This window comes from Streptomyces sp. PCS3-D2 (assembly GCF_000612545.2).
Classification (GTDB): domain Bacteria; phylum Actinomycetota; class Actinomycetes; order Streptomycetales; family Streptomycetaceae; genus Streptomyces.
This window is the reverse complement of sequence record NZ_CP097802.1, coordinates 1-15566: the sequence shown is the minus strand read 5'-3', so window position 1 is coordinate 15566 and position 15566 is coordinate 1. Positions and strand designations below refer to the sequence as shown.

Annotated in this window: 17 protein-coding genes; 14 read left to right on the top strand and 3 right to left on the bottom strand. The window is 72.4% G+C overall.

Annotated features, from left to right (window positions below; translation table 11 throughout):
* Positions 1–71 precede the first annotated feature (71 nt).
* Together AW27_RS34305 and AW27_RS34300 are read left to right on the top strand one after the other, a co-directional pair.
* On the top strand, positions 72–461 hold the full coding sequence (locus AW27_RS34305; RefSeq protein ID WP_052031417.1) for a hypothetical protein: 390 nt from the start codon (positions 72–74) through the stop codon (positions 459–461).
* On the top strand, positions 458–2413 hold the full coding sequence (locus AW27_RS34300) for a relaxase/mobilization nuclease domain-containing protein (protein ID WP_037931048.1): 1956 nt from the start codon (positions 458–460) through the stop codon (positions 2411–2413). Before AW27_RS34305 ends, AW27_RS34300 begins: the two co-directional genes overlap by 4 nt.
* Before the next feature lie 511 nt (positions 2414–2924).
* Here the strand turns inward: AW27_RS34300 and AW27_RS34295 are convergent.
* Complete coding sequence (locus AW27_RS34295) at positions 2925–3131, bottom strand: hypothetical protein (RefSeq protein ID WP_037931046.1); 207 nt, start codon at positions 3129–3131, stop codon at positions 2925–2927.
* A 284-nt stretch (positions 3132–3415) separates the two neighbouring features.
* Entirely contained in the window at positions 3416–3556 is a 141-nt protein-coding gene (locus AW27_RS34290; protein ID WP_157840351.1) for a hypothetical protein, read from the bottom strand.
* A gap of 135 nt (positions 3557–3691) precedes the next feature.
* On the opposite strand from AW27_RS34290, the gene AW27_RS34285 reads away from it, so the two are divergent.
* Together AW27_RS34285 and AW27_RS34280 are read left to right on the top strand one after the other, a co-directional pair.
* Complete coding sequence (locus tag AW27_RS34285; RefSeq protein ID WP_037931044.1) at positions 3692–4312, top strand: hypothetical protein; 621 nt, start codon at positions 3692–3694, stop codon at positions 4310–4312.
* A 263-nt stretch (positions 4313–4575) separates the two neighbouring features.
* Entirely contained in the window at positions 4576–5049 is a 474-nt protein-coding gene (locus tag AW27_RS34280; RefSeq protein ID WP_037931043.1) for a hypothetical protein, read from the top strand.
* Positions 5050–5614: 565 nt separating this feature from the next.
* Here the strand turns inward: AW27_RS34280 and AW27_RS34275 are convergent.
* The gene (locus tag AW27_RS34275; RefSeq protein WP_037931040.1) at positions 5615–6352 is read right to left on the bottom strand and encodes a GntR family transcriptional regulator; all 738 of its coding nucleotides are present in this window, start codon (positions 6350–6352) and stop codon (positions 5615–5617) included.
* Positions 6353–6626: 274 nt separating this feature from the next.
* On the opposite strand from AW27_RS34275, the gene AW27_RS34270 reads away from it, so the two are divergent.
* From AW27_RS34270 to AW27_RS34225, 10 genes are all read left to right on the top strand, one after another.
* The gene (locus tag AW27_RS34270; protein WP_157840350.1) at positions 6627–6998 is read left to right on the top strand and encodes a hypothetical protein; all 372 of its coding nucleotides are present in this window, start codon (positions 6627–6629) and stop codon (positions 6996–6998) included.
* Between the two features lie 2 nt (positions 6999–7000).
* Positions 7001–7525 carry a hypothetical protein gene (locus tag AW27_RS34265; protein WP_037931036.1) on the top strand — a complete coding sequence of 175 codons (525 nt, stop codon included), beginning with the start codon at positions 7001–7003 and terminating at the stop codon, positions 7523–7525.
* A complete protein-coding gene (locus AW27_RS34260; protein WP_037931033.1) occupies positions 7522–9624 on the top strand; it encodes an FtsK/SpoIIIE domain-containing protein in 2103 nt (700 codons plus the stop codon). The genes AW27_RS34265 and AW27_RS34260 overlap by 4 nt, the downstream gene beginning before the upstream one ends.
* Positions 9625–9793: 169 nt before the next feature.
* Positions 9794–9982, top strand: coding sequence for a hypothetical protein (locus AW27_RS34255; RefSeq protein WP_037931031.1), 189 nt, complete (start codon positions 9794–9796; stop codon positions 9980–9982).
* Positions 9982–10113 carry a hypothetical protein gene (locus AW27_RS34250; protein ID WP_269084610.1) on the top strand — a complete coding sequence of 44 codons (132 nt, stop codon included), beginning with the start codon at positions 9982–9984 and terminating at the stop codon, positions 10111–10113. Before AW27_RS34255 ends, AW27_RS34250 begins: the two co-directional genes overlap by 1 nt.
* Positions 10110–10274: a hypothetical protein gene (locus AW27_RS34245; RefSeq protein WP_157840349.1), complete on the top strand. Its 165-nt coding sequence runs from the start codon at positions 10110–10112 to the stop codon at positions 10272–10274. Before AW27_RS34250 ends, AW27_RS34245 begins: the two co-directional genes overlap by 4 nt.
* Before the next feature lie 178 nt (positions 10275–10452).
* Complete coding sequence (locus AW27_RS34240; protein ID WP_037931028.1) at positions 10453–12132, top strand: DUF2637 domain-containing protein; 1680 nt, start codon at positions 10453–10455, stop codon at positions 12130–12132.
* 11 nt (positions 12133–12143) lie between these two features.
* Positions 12144–12416, top strand: a complete 273-nt coding sequence (locus tag AW27_RS34235; RefSeq protein ID WP_037931026.1) for a hypothetical protein — start codon at positions 12144–12146, stop codon at positions 12414–12416.
* Entirely contained in the window at positions 12413–12874 is a 462-nt protein-coding gene (locus AW27_RS34230) for a hypothetical protein (protein ID WP_037931023.1), read from the top strand. The genes AW27_RS34235 and AW27_RS34230 overlap by 4 nt, the downstream gene beginning before the upstream one ends.
* Positions 12875–13134: 260 nt before the next feature.
* Positions 13135–15138: a rep family protein gene (locus tag AW27_RS34225; RefSeq protein WP_037931019.1), complete on the top strand. Its 2004-nt coding sequence runs from the start codon at positions 13135–13137 to the stop codon at positions 15136–15138.
* Positions 15139–15566: the final 428 nt, after the last annotated feature.

Here is a 15566-nt window from a genome sequence, read left to right as displayed (position 1 = left end):
TCATCAGGGCAGGTGATACGACTTGTCGACCGGTCGCCAATTGGCGACTGGGCACGGTCGAGGGGGAGCGGATGGCACGGGGTACGCCGGGCAGCAAGCGGCAGCACACGGTGTCGGTGCGGCTGAACGACGCCGAGCGGAAGCGGTGGGACGAGGCCCGGGTCGAGTCCGGCCGCCGGGAGCTCGGCGCGTGGGTCCGGGCCGTGGTCGAGGACCGCCTCGCCGACGTCGGCGACGGCCAGGCCCCGGGCGCCGAGCGAAGGCCGGCGCCTCTCGACCCCGTCACGCAGGCCGCGTACGACGAGCTGTGCCGGATCGGCGCGAACCTCAACCAGCTCGTCAGGTACAGCCACCAGGACGGCGCGCTCCACCCCGCCATCGAGGGCGCCCTGTTCCAGGTCGGCAACGCCGCCCTCGCGCTGCGGGGCATCGAGCCCATGGACCCCGCGGACCCCGAGTGATCGCCAACATCACCAAGGGCCGCAAGGCCGTCGGTGCGATCCTGTACGACTTCGGCCCCGGCCGCCGGGACGAGCACGTCAACCCGAGGATCGTCGCCGGGAACGTCACCGGCACGCCCATGCAGGTGGCCCGCGCGATCGACCACACCGCCCGCCAGCGCCCGGAGATCAAGGCGCCGATCTGGCGGACGTCGTTGTCCCTGCCCGACGAGGACGGCGTGCTGCCCGACGCCCAGTGGGCCGAGATCGCCACGGCGTTCGTCGCCGACATGGGCTTCGACGGCGCCCCGTGGGTGGCGGTCCGCCACGGGGACGACCACGTGCACCTCACCGTGTCGCGGGTCGACTGGTCCGGGCAGCTGCTCACCGACCGGTGGGACTACCGCCGCGCCCGGCAGGCCGCCGACCGCCTGGAGGAAGAGCACGGCCTGGTCCGCGCCGCCGACCGCTTCCGGGCCGAGGGCCCGCAGGTCCGCAACAACGAGCTGGAGGCCGCCCGCCGGCGCGGCCGGGCCCACGACACCGCCCTGCCCCCGGAGCGCGAGGAGCTCCGCCGGATCGTGCGCGAGGTCCGGGACGCCAGCCGCGGACTCGGCCGCGCCGCCTTCGAGTCCGGACTCGAGGACGCCGGGGTGTCCTTCCGCGCGAACGTGGCCCCGTCCACGGGCCGGATGAGCGGCTACAGCTTCACCCTGGCCGGGTGGACCGACTCCACGGACGCCCCGGTGTGGGTCGCGGCCTCGAAGGTCGCGAAGGATCTGCGGTGGGCCGACCTCGGCAAGGTCCTCGGCGACGGCCCCGCCACGCCCACGGTCCCCGACCCGAGGGCCGAGCTCGTGGCCGCCGCCCGCGCGACGTCGACCGTCCTGCAGGACGGCCCGACGCGCGAGGAGCTCGCCGCGGCTGCCGAGCGCGGAGCCGAGATCCTGCGCCGGGGCCAGGCCGAGCGCGCCATCGTCCCCGTGCCCGAGCAGCAGCAGCCGGCGGCCCGCTCCACCGACCCGGCCGCCGCCCTCCTCGCACAGTGGCGGGCCATCGCCGCCGGGCAGCAGCCGCCCGCCGAGGAGGTGCCCGCCGCACCGGCGCCGATCCCGGCCTGGACGGACAAGGCCCGCCGGCCCCACGGCCGGATGAGCAACGACGGCCTGGCCGCCGCCATCAAACGGCGGGAGAAGGAGCTCGCCGCGCTCACCCGGTCCAAGGCCCAGGCGGAGGAGCAGATCCGGACAGGCGACGCCATCGTCACCGGCCAGGTCACCGGCCCCTACGTCCGGGAGCTCCACCAGCTCCTCGCCCGCTTGGAGAAGGCCGAGCCGCACATCACCGAGGCGACCACCGCCTGGCGCACGGCCCTGGCCGCCGACAAGGCCGCCACCGAGGCCCGCACCGAGCTGCGGGAGGCCAAGAGGCTCAAGGACATGAGCCGGTGGGCGCTGTGGCGGATGGAGACCAGCCGCAGCAAGGAGGCGACCCGCGCCGAGCAGGCCACCGAGGCAATCCACGAGAACGTCGACATCGCGGCCGAGGCCCGCACCGCCGGGTCCAAGGCGTTCGAGCTCGCGCGGAAGGAGACCGGCCTGCCCGACCCGGCCGCCGAGCTCACCCGCCTCCGCGAGGGCTGGACCGAGCTCGTCGGCGACGCCCACCACCGCGACCAGGTCCACGGCAAGGCCCAGCGGTCCAACGGCCGCAGGGACGTCGACCGGCTCACCGACACCATCGACCGGACCGAGAAGCGGGTCGGCGAGCTCCGCCAGGAGCAGGCCCTGCGCAAGGAGATGCCCAAGGCCCAGCGGGAGAACGAGGGCCGCGCCCGGTCCGCCGCCGCCCGGGCCGCGCTCCCCAAGTCGAGGAAGGCCGCCGGCCCCCGGTACCCCGGAGCCGGGTACGAGCAGCCCGCGCACCTGCGCCAGCCGCCCCCGTCGAACCGGGGCCCGAGTCACGGACTATGACCGGACCGGTGGGTGCTGGGGGCCTTCGCCGGCCCCCAGACCCCCGCTCCGGTCGGCATCGCCCGGCGCGGGCAGGTCTCGCAGTGGTGCACCGCCGTCCGCGCCGGACGACACCGCCCACCTGTCCCCGTGGCCGAGGCCGGACGGCGGCTTGCCCCACAAGTAGCCCTACAAGTAGCCCTGTAAGTGGCCTCACAAGGTGCCCTACAAGTAGCCCTACAGGTTGCCCCCAGGCCCTCGGCCGTGACGGCTGACGTCCAGGTCAGAGCCCGTCGTCAAGGGGGCCACGGCGCGCCGACTACTTCCCTACAGAGGGGTCTGGGGAAGTCAGACCCGTACCGGAGCGTCTGCGGCGGTTCCGTTTGGGGTCCTCTTTCGGGTCCTCTTTGGAGTCCCGTACCGGGTGCCGTTTCGGGTCCCGTTTCGGGTTCCCTTGCTCCCGTCCGGTCCCGGGGCGAACGCCCAGGCCAGGACCCCCGACAAGGGGTGCTGCGGCACGCCGACTACTTCCCTACGAGACCCCTGTCGACGTCCGGCCGCCCGGCCCGAGGACCCGCCGGCCCCGCGGCTGCACCACCGCCTGGTCCTCGTCGATGGCGTCCACCAGGACGTCGCCGACGACCCGTTCGACGGGCAGCAGACCCCGAGAGGCGGAGGAGGACGGGGTAGTCGGCGACGTCGCCGGACCGATGCCGAGAGGCCGACGTGCGGTGCTCATACGAACAGTCTGACGGGCCCGGCGCATTGAAGAATGCCTAGGTGTGTTTTGTAGCAAGGTTTGTAGCAGAGCGGGGAATGCAAGAGGTGTGCCCGTTCTGGCCGTGCGTGTCGGCTCGGTGCTCGTACGCGTCGGCGTGATCGTGGCGGCATGGTCGATGAGCGGAAGTGCGAACACGGCGAGGGGTACGTCTGCGGGCTCTGCATGGGGCCGTCGGAGCCGTACGAGCCGTGTCACGAGGACCCAGGGGACTGCGACTACGACTGCCCGCGCTTCGCTCGGAGTCACGCGGGTTTCTGACGGCGGCCGGGGTGGACGAGGACGAGCACCAGGACGTGGGAGTCGTCCACCATGGCGAAGTCGCGCCGGTAGAGTCGGTGGTGGGGCAGGACGCGCCTGCCCGAGCCGCCGTCGCCGACGCCCACGCAGTCGGTGACGCCGTCCGGCCAAGGTCCCCCGGGCCGCGCGCTGTACTTCCCCGTGATGCTGACGACGTGCTGCGCCCGTCCTCCCGTCCGGCGGTGAGTGCGTGGGCCGTGCCGCCAGGATCGGAGCACCAGGTGCCCAAGCACGACAGCAAGCGCAAGGCGGAGATCCGCGCTCACATGGAGCGCACCGGCCTGCCGTACGCGGCAGCCGCGGCGGCCGTCGAGGCCGCCGCCCGACGGACACCCGACGCCTACGACCCCGAGGACGGCCTCGGCCGTGACCGGGTGATGCCGTACGCGGAGATCGACCGGCGCATCAACGCGGCTGGCGACGTGATCGACCACGAGACTCAAGTGCACCGCGCCGGCGGGCAGGACGACCCCTACCGGCGGGCGGCAGCCTTCGAGGCCCGGTCCATGGGATGGCTGGAGCTGGCTGCCCACGCCGAGGGCAGCAATTTCCACGCCGCGTGCATGCTCGCCTCGTTCCACGACCAGGAGACCGCCGCCCGGATCCGCTTCGAGCACCGCATCCCCACCCTGTTCCCGAAGTCCATGGCCGCGCAGGCCGGTCTCCAGTGCTGCGAGTGGTGCGGCAGGCCCTGGCAGGCCGACCCGGAGGGCGCGTGCGAGCACTGCCCGCGCCTGATGTGGGGTCCTGCGCCCCGCAGCGCCGACCAGGCCCGCACCGGCCCGGCCCCGATCCCCGTCACCCGCGAGCAGCTGCGGCCGGCGCCCGCGTACGACGACTGACCCATGCCGCCGGGGGCGGACGACGTCGAGCACCAGGACGTCGCCCGCCCCCGGCGTTCGTGCAGGTGGGACCGAACCCGCCACCCGGTGCACCCCCAAAGCCGTCACAGTGACGGCAAGTCAGGCCGTCACAGTGACGTCCCCCGTTCGGGTTAAAGCCGTCACAGTGACGGCTTGCCCGGTGCTGCCGTCGCCGCAGGTCACGCCGAGCCCGCCATCCGGTGCACCCCCCTAGCCGTCACTGTGACGGCTAGGGTCGGAGGGTGGATTCCGAGGACGTGAGGCTGGTCCGGGTCGTGCCGGACCCCGAGTGCGTGTGGTGCGGCGAGCCGGTGAGCCAGCTGGGCACCCGTACGCCGAGGCGGTACTGCCAGCGGTCGCACCGGCAGCGTGCGCTGGAGGCCCGGAAGCTGGGCCTGCCGATGAAGAAGGACCGGCCGCCCAAGGAGCCGCGGCCGACCCCGGCCCCGGTGGTCCGGGCGCGCGAGGACCGGCAGGCGGCTCTCTTCCTCGCCGAGGCGGTGGAGCGCACCTCGGTGGACGTCCCCGCCCTGGCGGAGAAGGCCGGCGCCCCGGTGCTGCCCGGGTGGGAGGACGAACGGGCTCAGCTCCCGCTGTCGTTCCTTGAGCCGGCGGCCGGGGAGGCGCCCGACTGGGAGGAGAGGGTGGCGTACTGGGAGAAGCGGTCGACTCGCCCGGCCGACCGGCCAGGGGAGCCGCCCACCCACGGCGCTTAGGCTCGTGGGTCCCCGCGGACGTTGGGGACGCGGATCACGACACGCTCATCAGCCCAGGCCGGTGTGCACCGACGCGGAGCGACACCACGAAACCCCAGACGGAGCGCGGCAGCAGCTGCTCCCCGCCAGCCACGACCTATGGGTGCGTTCGCCTCACGCGCCGTCCGGATTGACGGCGGGGGTACGGTCCGCGCCCAACTGGACCCGGAAGTCTGGCAAACCGGACAGCCACCCGGGCACCCCTCCCCCGCCGCTGGCCGTCTTTTGGACGCCCAGCGCGCCCGCAGTCGCCGTACCAGGTGGCCACGCGTGCCATGTGACGGTAGGCGCCCCCAAGTCCATCGGGAGGTCCATCACTGGGTGGTGGACCAAACTTGGACGGCAAACCGGACTAGCCGCAGGTGGGAGCCGGTGCAGGTCGAGCGTACGCGGGCCGTTTTTGCGGCGAGTAAGGCCGAGAACGAGGTGAGGGGAAGGCGGGAGGTGTCTCCCGTGGGAGACGGCTGTCCCGGGCACGACGAAGCCCCCGCCGGCGGTCCGAGCGGGGGCTTGTCTGGAGCTGGGCTCAGCTGTTGGCGAGGTCGTTGTACTCGACGGCCAGGACCACGTTGCGAGGGAACCAGGTGGTGCCGTACTCGATGACGCCCTGGCCGTCGTGGCGGACCGTGGTGCGGACGAGAACGGGAGTCCCCTGCGGCACACCGAAGCCCTGGACGTGCTGGAGGCCGGTGAGGTCCACGGTGAAGTGGTCGGCGGTGAGCTCCGTCTTGCGGCCGGTGGCCGCCTCGATGCGGGCGACGTTGCCGGGCGGGGTGGACTCGGTGGTCAGCAGCTCCGGCACGATGTCGGCGAGTTCGGCGGGGAACCAGGAGTGCGACATCCGGATGACCCGGCCCGCGCGGGTGACGCTCCCGGTGCGGAGCACCGCGAGGTCGTTGGGCTCGATCCCGAGTACCTCGGAGACCGCGCCGCCGACGGGGGTCAGCTTCGCGGAGAGGATGCGCTGTTCGTCGCCGGGGGCGTACGCCTCGCCGCGCTCCCGAGAGCCGTTGACCCGCACGCGCAGGGTCGCGAAGTCGTGCGGACGGAAGGTCGCCGCGTAGCCGAGCCCGCGGACTGCGGTGGCGTAGCCCTCCATGGACAGGGCCTTGAGGGCCCGCTGTGCGGTCTTGGTGGCGACGCCCCACTCGTTGGCGATGTCGCGCACGGACGGGAGGCGCGCGCCGTCGGTGATCTGCCGGTCGGCGATGAGCCGGCGGTAGTGGTCGGTGATGTCGAGGTAGCCGACTTCGGTGGGGTCCATGGCCGTTGCTCCTGGGCTGTTGGTGACGGCGGGTCAAGTTCTGCACTTGCCCTCGGGACTTGATGCTACAAGGGTGTGGCACTCAGGTACACAGTGTAGTACCGTCGTACTCGCTTGGTGCTAGTCCGTACGTCACACAGCGCCCCGCCCGATCACCTTCCACAGATCGCGGGCGGGGCTCCGTAGCAGCACGCCTCGCGAAAGGGAACTGCCGTGTTCCACGCTAGCCCCTCGGAGCGCCAGCTCCTCGACCCCCGGTTTGTGGGGGTTTGACATGACTGTGTCGGAGAACTTTGACGACATTCCGGACCTCGACCCGACCGACGCGAACGCGATCAACTGGGACCGAGTCCGTGCCGCGGTCAAGGCTGCGCGCCCGCTGCGGACGCTCACGATCATCGGAGCCGCCACCCTCCCCGCCCTGATCTGGGCGGAGGAGGTCGCGCTGCCGGTGACCAAGGAGCTCTCCGTGGACGCCGCGTTCGCCACCGCCTTCATGACCTCGGTCCTCTGCGCGGTCGGCATGGCCACCGGAGGACGCATCCGCCGGTGGGTCTCCGCCGCCCTCCTGGTCGCGGCCGTCGGCGGAACGCTGATCGCCGACCCGACCCGCAGCCTCATCTCGACCTGGATCGTGGGGGCCTGACCGTGGACCTGATCACCTTCACCCACGTCGTCACCCGCGCCGGCGCGGCCTTCGGGTTCTTCCTGATGTGCGTCACCGCGATGAGCATCTACTACTCCCGGGGCCGCAGCCTCAAGGCCCTCAAGAAGCGCAAGGTCTGGCTCCCCTGGGGCGGCGCCGCGCTCACCATGGTGATGGCCTCCGCCGTCACCGGCGGACTCCTCGGCAAGATCTCCGGCGGCTTCACCGGCACCGGCAACGAGCTGGGCTCCACCGTCGGCGACATCGGGGTCGGCCAGTCCGGCGCCGGTGCGGTCCCCCTGTCCACCGGGGAGGTCCTCTCCTACTCCGGCAGCTGGATCGCCCTCGTGATGGTCGTGGGCCTGTGCCTGTTCATCTGGTTCGCCAAGGGCTGGGGCGAACGCGCCCTCGCCCTGTCCGGCGGACTGACCGGCGCCACCTGGGGCATCACCGCCGCCGTCGGCGGCTGGGCCTCCATGCTCGGTGTCCCGCTGCTCTCGTGGCTCGGGGAGGTGCTGATCGGATGATGCACCGCACCCGCTCAGGAGCACGGCACCTCGCGATCTACCTCGCCCACTGGGCGGGCGCGCACACCGTCTCCAACGAAGAACTCCTGCGCCGCATCGTCAAGGCCCGCGCCGAGGCCCACCAGGAGAAGCTGGAGGAGCACCGGCGCCTGGCCCGCAAGGCGTTCAAGACCGTCGAGAAGTACACCCGCATCGCCGAGGAGGACGGGGGCCTGACCCCGTCCGCCAAGGCCACGCTCAAGGCCGCGAAGTTCGAGGCCGACCGCAACACGGCCGCCCTTCGGGCGCTGGGCGAGTTCGTGGTCCCCAACCTCGACCCGGGCCAGGTCCGCCACCGCCGGCACCGGATCGCCGCCGCGCGCTGCACGGTCCTCGCCGCCCCGGCCGCCGGGATCGTGACCCTCTCGGTCACCACCACGTGGTGGGCCGCCCCGGCCGCCGCGCTCCTGGGGGCCTTCGGCTCCTGGGCGCGCGGCCCGCGCCCCTTCCAGCTCACCACCCGCCCCGTCCCGGCCGAGCTCATCGCCGAGACCCCCCACGTCCTTCCGCCCGCCCCCACGCAGCCCGTTGTCAACAGCGAGGCCCTGCCCGCCATGCCCCCCATGCCGGTTGGGCCGCCCCCCGGCGCCGGAGCCGAGCCGGACCCCGAGCCGCTGGTCGACGCGATCTCCGAGGCCCTGGCCGCGTGCCGGGTCATCCCCGCAGGCCGCAAGGTCGACCTGCTGGAGAAGCCCGACGTCCAGGCCGGTCACTGGTCCGCCGTCGTACGCCTGCCCAACACCACCGGCGCCGAGTTCGGTGACGTCCTCAAGGCCCGCTCCAAGGTCGCGGCCGAACTCGGCCTCGACATGGCCCGCCTGCACGTCGAGCAGGTCAAGGGCGCGGACGGCAAGACCGTGCGCCTGATCGGCTTCGACGTCGACCCGCTCGCCGAGGTCCGGCTGTGCACCGCGGACATGCTCGCCGACGTCGACGTCTGGGAGCGCGGGATCCCCGTCGCCGTCGACGTCTTCGGCCGCCTCCTCTACCTCCGGCTCCAGGACGTCTCGATCCTCCTCGGCGGGTCCTCGCGCTCCGGCAAGGGCGCCGCCCTGCGGCTGATCATCGCCGGATGCCTCCTGGATGCCCGCGTCCGCCTGCACCTGATCGACGGCAAGCACCCCGGACAGTTCCGCTGGTCCCAGCTCGCCCAGACGTACATCTACAACCCGAAGACCCGGGCGGAGGAGGCCAAGAAGAAGCTCGCCGGACTCGTCGCCGAGATGGCGTCGCGCGCCGGCCGCTTGGCCTCCCTGGGCATCGAGTCGCTCGCCGAGCGCCCCGACCTCGTCGGCACCGAGGGCCTCACCCTCGAAGTCGTCGTCGTGGACGAGGTGTCCGTCTTCACCGGCGACCCCAAGCACGGCGCCGCGATCACCCGCGACCTCGCCGAGCTCGCCCAGCGAGGTCTCGCGTTCGGGATCATCCTCGTCCTGGCCACCCAGCTCAACGACACGACCGTCCTCCCGAAGAAGATCACCGGCAACGTCGTCTGGCGCTGGTGCATGTACACCACCGACGCCGACGACTCGAACACGATCCTCGGCAAGGGCGCCGCCGGACGCGGCTGGTCCACCCACCTCCTCGACCCGAACCAGCGCGGTTCCGGCATCCTGCGCCGCGACGGCGGGTTCACCACGCTGCGCTCGCTGTGGCTCGACGGGGCCGACATGGCCGAGGTCCAGGACATGGTGCGCGCGCTCCGCGTGCAGGGCGCCGTCCCCCCGCCGCCGAAGCCGACCCCGCAGCCCGCCCCGCAGCCGGCCCCCGCGGCCGAGGCCACCGACTGGACGGTTCTCGACCGCTGGCTCACCGAGGCCGCCCCCGCCCCGACCACCCAGGCCGGGCCCGACCCCAAGGCCCAGGCGTTCGACCTCATCCGGCAGGCCGGACCCCAGGGGATAAAGCGCGCGGCCGTCGCCGACGCGATCGGCGCCCCCGCGAACACGGTCGGCGGGTGGCTCAAGGCGTGGACCGAGCAGGGCCTGATCCAGGCCCTCGGAGCGTCCCCGCACACCCGCTACGCCGCCACCGACGCGGCTACTGACGGCCGTCAGTAGTCCCCGGTTTCTACAGACGAGTGCAGGTCAGCGCACTGACGACCCCTCGTCAGTAGCCCTCGTCAGTAGATCCGGCAGTACCACCCGGCAGTAAACGAACGCCCCCACCCGGTGCTCCTTGGACAGATCCCGGGCGGGGGCCACCACCCACAGGGATGGAGACCCCAGCATGGCATTCCGTCGAACGATCTCCCAGGCCGACCTCGGCGCGAACCTCACCGACGCCGACCGCGAGCAGCACGGCCGGACCTACTCCGCCCAGACCGGCGGGTGGACCGAGAAGGCCACGGAGAAGCCCACCGCCGGCACCGGCACCACCGACCAGGACGCCTCCGGCGCCCGGAAGTGGTGGAAGTGATGAGCAGCCGCCACACCGCCCCGGTCTGCCACGGCCGCCGGATGCACCTCGGCCCCAAGGGTCAGTACAGCTGCCGCCGTTGCGGCTCCTGGACCATCCGCCTCCTGGCCCTCCTCGGTGGTGCCCGATGAGCGACGCCGAACGCCAGGCCGCAGCCGCCGCGATGGAGCAGGCCCGCCAGGCCAACACCCTGGCCATATGGAACGCCACCGTCGCCGCCGAGGAACTGGCCGCGACCGTCCAGGCCGCCGACGCCGTCGCCGCCCAGGCCGCCCAGCACCTCGCCCGCTGATCTCGCCCACCCCGGGGCGGAAGGCACCCGCGAACGGCGGGCAGCGCCACCGCCCCGACACCCCCGGAATCGAACTCATTTCGCCAACCGGGGATCCGCAGGGACCATGACCACCCAGCCCCGGGCGGACGCTTCGGCTCCGCCCGGGGCACCTTCGCCCCCACCACCGAGGAGACTCGTGACCACGACCATCGAGCCCGGCGTCCACGCCCAGGCCCGGACCCGCACCGACCCGCCTTCGCGGACCCCGGCGGTGCCTTCGCCGACTCCGGCCCCGGCTTCGCCGACCCTCGCCGACACCCCGGCCCAGGCCCCCGCAGCCACCCCCCAGACCACCAAGCGGGCCAGCATCGCCCTCGGAGTCGTCTGCCTGTTCCTCGCTCCCTTCGTGGCCTTCGTCGGCTTCTACCTCAGCTTCGGCAACCTCTCCATGGCCGGGCTCGAGCGCTTCGGCTTCCCGACGATGAACAAGGCCAAGCTCTTCGCCGGAGGCGTCGACGGCGCGATCGTCCTCTTCCTCGCCGCCGACCTGTTCGCTGTCTCCCGGGGCCGGCGCGCCTACCGCCTGCTGCGGCCGATGGCCCACGTGATGACCGGCGCCACGATCTGGTTCAACGCCACCGCCCACGGCCCCGTCCTCGACAACCTCGACAAGGCCCTGCCGCACGCCGCGATGCCGATCCTGTTCGTCGTCTGCGTCGAGGCGGGCCGTGACTACCTCGTCCAGGCCGCCGCCCTGGAGATGGGTCTCGGCCGCCAGTCCGCCCCGCTCGCCCGCTGGTTCCTCGACCCCCGCACCACCTTCGCCATGTGGTCCCGCATGAAGCAGTGGGACAAGACGTATGACGAGGCCATGGACTTGGAGCGCCGCCGCGCCATCTACGGCGTGTGGCTGGAGCACCGCGAGGAGCTGGAGGCTGGACACGAGGAAGGCCAGGTCAGCGTCCTGGACAAGCTCCCCATGAAGATGAAGAAGTTCGGCCTCAGCGTCGATGAAGCCCTCGCCCTGCCCGACCAGATGAAGGCTGACGACCAGAAGCGCCGCCAGCAGGCCGCCGCCGCCAAGCTCCAGCTCCGGCTCGCCGAGGAGAAGGCCGAGGCCGCAGCCGAGGCCGAGCGCCTGCGGATCCAGGGCGAGATCGACCGCGTCCGCGCGTCGGTGACGGCCGACACTGGCATCGCCGAAGCCCGAGCCGAGGCCGCCACCGCCGGCGCCCGCCTGGAAGCGACCACCGCCGTCACCGCCGCGAAGCGCGCCGCCGACGAGGCCGACCGCCGGGCCGTCGCCGAGGCCGCCGCCGAGGAGTCCGCGAAGGTCGTTGCCGAGCGCGCGAAGGAAGAGGCCGAGGCCGCGAAGCTCGCGGAGGAGTCCGCGAAGAAGGCCGACGCCGAGCGGCGCGAGCGCGAAGCGAAGCGCCTCGCAGCCGAGGAGTCCGCGAAGGAGAAGGCAGCGTCCGCGAAGCTCGCCGAGGAGTCCGCGAAACTCGCCACCGCCCAGCAGCAGACCGCCGAAGCCGAGGCCGCCACAGCCGAAGCCCGTCGCCGTGCCGCCGAAGCCACCCTCCGTGCCACCGAAGCCGAGGACCTCGCTGGCATGAAGCAGCGCCCCCGCGGCGCCCGCCGCATCGCGCGCATGCTCCTCGACTCCATCGACCCCCTGGTGGTCGCGAACCAGCACCCGATGGAGCTGGAGAAGATCGTGAAGGACACCTCCCCGGTCACCGGCGCCGACATCGCCGCGGCCCTCGGTATCGGTTCTCCCGGCACGGCCTCCGAGTACAAGAGCGAGGCCCTGGCTCTCATCGGCCGCGGCTACAACCACCACACCGGCTACGACCCCGACCGCACCGCCCAGTAGGAGAGACCGCCATGTCCATCAGCTTCGGCACCATGCCCCACCACTGCACCGGCACCGTCACCACCGCCGTCGAGGCGTACAGCCCCGCCGGCGGAACCGCCCACGGCAACCTCGACGCCACCGCCTACGTCTGCCCCAACCACGTCCAGACCGCCCGTGACATGTGGCAGGCCCAGGGCCTCACCCCGTACAGCACCAGCGCCACCGGCAGCAGCCGTTCCTGCGGCGGCACCACCGACTTCCGCGAGACCGCCCCGGCCTCCACCGCCACCACGGAAGGATGACCACCATGGACCTCACCAAGACCCCGCCCGCGCTCGCCACCGAGGCCGCCGAGGCGATCCGCGCGCTCAACCACCTCACCATCGGCCTCGACCACAAGGGCTACGAGAACCCCGCCGAGGCCGGCGCCACCGCGTACGCGCTCCGCACCCTCGCCGAGCGGCTCCCGCAGACCCTCGACCAGCTGTCCACCGCCCTCGTCCGCTTCGCCAACGAGGACGCGATCCGCATGGACGACGGCACCGACCCCATCCAGGCCGTCGCCGAGTGCACCGGCCGCCTGGCCGTCGCCCGCCCGATCCTCGGCCAGCTCCTCGCCGAGCTCGCCACAGTCTCCGCCCGCACCAGCCACATGGGCGGACACTGGCCCGCAGACGAGGACGACATCGACGCCGATGCCCCCCGCGACCCCGTCGAGCTGGATGAGCGGATCGCCGCCGAGGCCGACCAGTACGAATAGCCGGACCCTGCTTCCCGCCTGACGGGACGGCAAATACGAAAGGCCCGTGACGCGGGATTCGTCACGGGCCTTTCGTTCGCCCCACGAGATTTCGCGGGCAACTTTGGTGCGGCAGTGGATATTGACCGCCGGGTAGTGAAAGGATCACCCCCACAATAAAAAAGCGGGGCGCCCCGGGATGTGAGAGTTCCGGAAGACGCCCCACGTGGATCCTCACCCGATGTTCGCTTAGCCGGCGAGAACAGCAAGGACCCAACGCTTTGATCAGCGTACCCGGGGACAGCCGTCCCGCAACACCTGTCCGGGCCACCGAGCCCGACACTCACCCGTCCGATGCCTCGGGTTCTTCCGCTTTTGTCCCCCAGCTTCCCGCCGTTGACCGCGACGAGCGCGCGGACCGCCGCAGCGAGCTGGAGGCCACCGCCTCCACCGACCTCCCCGCCAGCCCCACCCCGCGTGACCTCGTCCGCCACCGGCAGGCCGTCCTCCACGCTGCCGAGCACCCGCCCGTCGAGGTCGACGCCGACGCCGCCCAGTTCGCCCGCTGGGTCGAGCGGTTCGGCCAGACCGCCGCCGTCGGCCTGGCCCACGGCCGCGACGCGGCTCGCCTGGCCGGCGCCGAGTTCGGCCCCACCCACGAGTCCCCCCTCGAAGCGTTCGACGCCCGTCAGCGGAAGATCCGCGCGGCGGCCCGCGCACGCCGCAACACCACCTCGGCAACCCCGATGACCCCCACCGGTGGTGAGGGGCCGTCTGATGCCGTTGGGAGCACGGAGGCGGGCCTTGGTCAGGGGGGCGAGAGTGCAACCCCCCCCACCGGCCTCAGCGCCCGTCAGAAGCCCTCTGAGCAGCACGTACAGGTCTCGCCGGAGGACATCGGGGACGAGCCCGGGACGCGCCGCGCGAACCTCCCGGCCCAGGCCAAGGAGGTCCGGAGCACCGACGGCGAGCCGCCGTCGGCGGGTTCGGCCGCGCTCAAGAAGGCGAACAAGAAGCGCGACCACTGGCACGAGCTGCGGATCGTCCTCCAGAAGATGACCGAGGACGACACCCTCTCGAAGTGCGGACGCCTGCCGATCCCCGGCGTCGGCAGGGTGAAGCTCCGCTACGACAAGGCGAAGAACCGCACCGGGTGGGTCAACGTCCGCACGTGCCGCAAGGCCAACCTGTGCCCCGTCTGCGGAAACAGGGTCAGGACCGCCCGCGGTGACCAGCTCGCCGCCGCCGCGATGGCCTGGGCGAACGCCGACGCCAAGCTGCCCGCGCCCTTCGACAAGCTGCGCGCCGAGACCGGCGGTGGCCTGGCGATGGGCACCTTCACGCTCAAGCACTACCGCCGCACCCCGCTGGCCAAGCTGATCTCCGTCCAGCGCAAGGCGTGGTCGTACGCCTTCGGACGTGAGTCCGGCAAGAACTGGCAGAAGGTGCGCGCTCGGTACGGGATTGTCGGAGATGTCCGGGTGTTCGAGACGACCTGGGGCTCGGCGAACGGCTGGCACCCGCACTTCCACGTCACGTACTTCCTCGCCCGGCCCCTGACCGAGGCCCAGCGCAAGGAGCTTGAGCAGATCCTCTTCCAGCGCTGGGAGAAGGCCGTCGGCAGGGCGGGCGGCTACACCCTCAGCCGCAAGTACGGCGTACGCCTCGACGTCCCGCGCAACGGCGACGTCGAGGCCTTCGCCCGGTACATCGCCAAGGAGATGACCGGCCTCCTCACCAAGACGGGGAACAAGGGCCGGCGGACGCCGTGGCAGATTGCCCAGGACTACGCCGAGACCGAGAACCCGCAGGACAGGGCCCTGTGGGCCGAGTACGAGGACGCCATCAGGGGCGTGTGGTGGCTGCGCTGGTCCGACAACCTCAACGCGCTGGCCAAGCACTTCGACGGCCGCACCGACGAGGAGATCCACGACACCAACGACGACGACGGGGAAGACCTGCCCGTGCCCGAGCCTGACGAGGGACCGCGGGCCATCGACGTCCTCGGCGTGCGCCTCGATGCCTGGTTCCAGGTGATCCTCAAGGTCCCCACCCGCCGCCTCGACGCGCAGCACGCCTTCGAGGGGGCGGGCCTCCCCGGCCTGCGTGCCCTCCTCGAATCCTGGCAGCTCACCTGGGGCCACGACGTCTGGTCCGACCTGGACGGCTCCACGCCGCTGGAGTTCCAGGAGCCCGAACCCTTGCCCAAGCCCGACCCGAGCCCGGCACCACCGGACCGTGGAGGACCGGTACCTGTACCGCAGCCGGAGCTGTTCGCGTGCTGACCGGTGGTCGAGGGGAACGACCGGCGCGAGCGCCGGCCACCGGAGCCCGAGGGGCTCCGGTCCGGAGCGACGACAGGCCGGTGACCGGGTGCAGGAGCGTCCAGGCCGAGAGGGTGCCGCCGAGTCGCACCTGACCCTCCTGGCGTCACCCAATCTCGGCAGCGAGGTATGCCGGTGCGCTTCGCTTACCGGCACCTCGCCCCTGGCGCGCTGCGCTTGCCGGGGGAGCACCACCCCTTGACGGGGCGGTGCGCCGGCGGCCCCGAGGGGGCCGCACGGCAGGCGCGGACGGCCGCGCCTGTGGGTGGCTGGGGCCGTTCAGAAACTGAACGGCGGGCGTTCCGAACCGGAACGGCGGGGCCGTTCCGAGTCGGAACAGGCCCCGCGTTCCGAATCGGAACAGGTACCTCCACCCCCGTAAGCGGTGC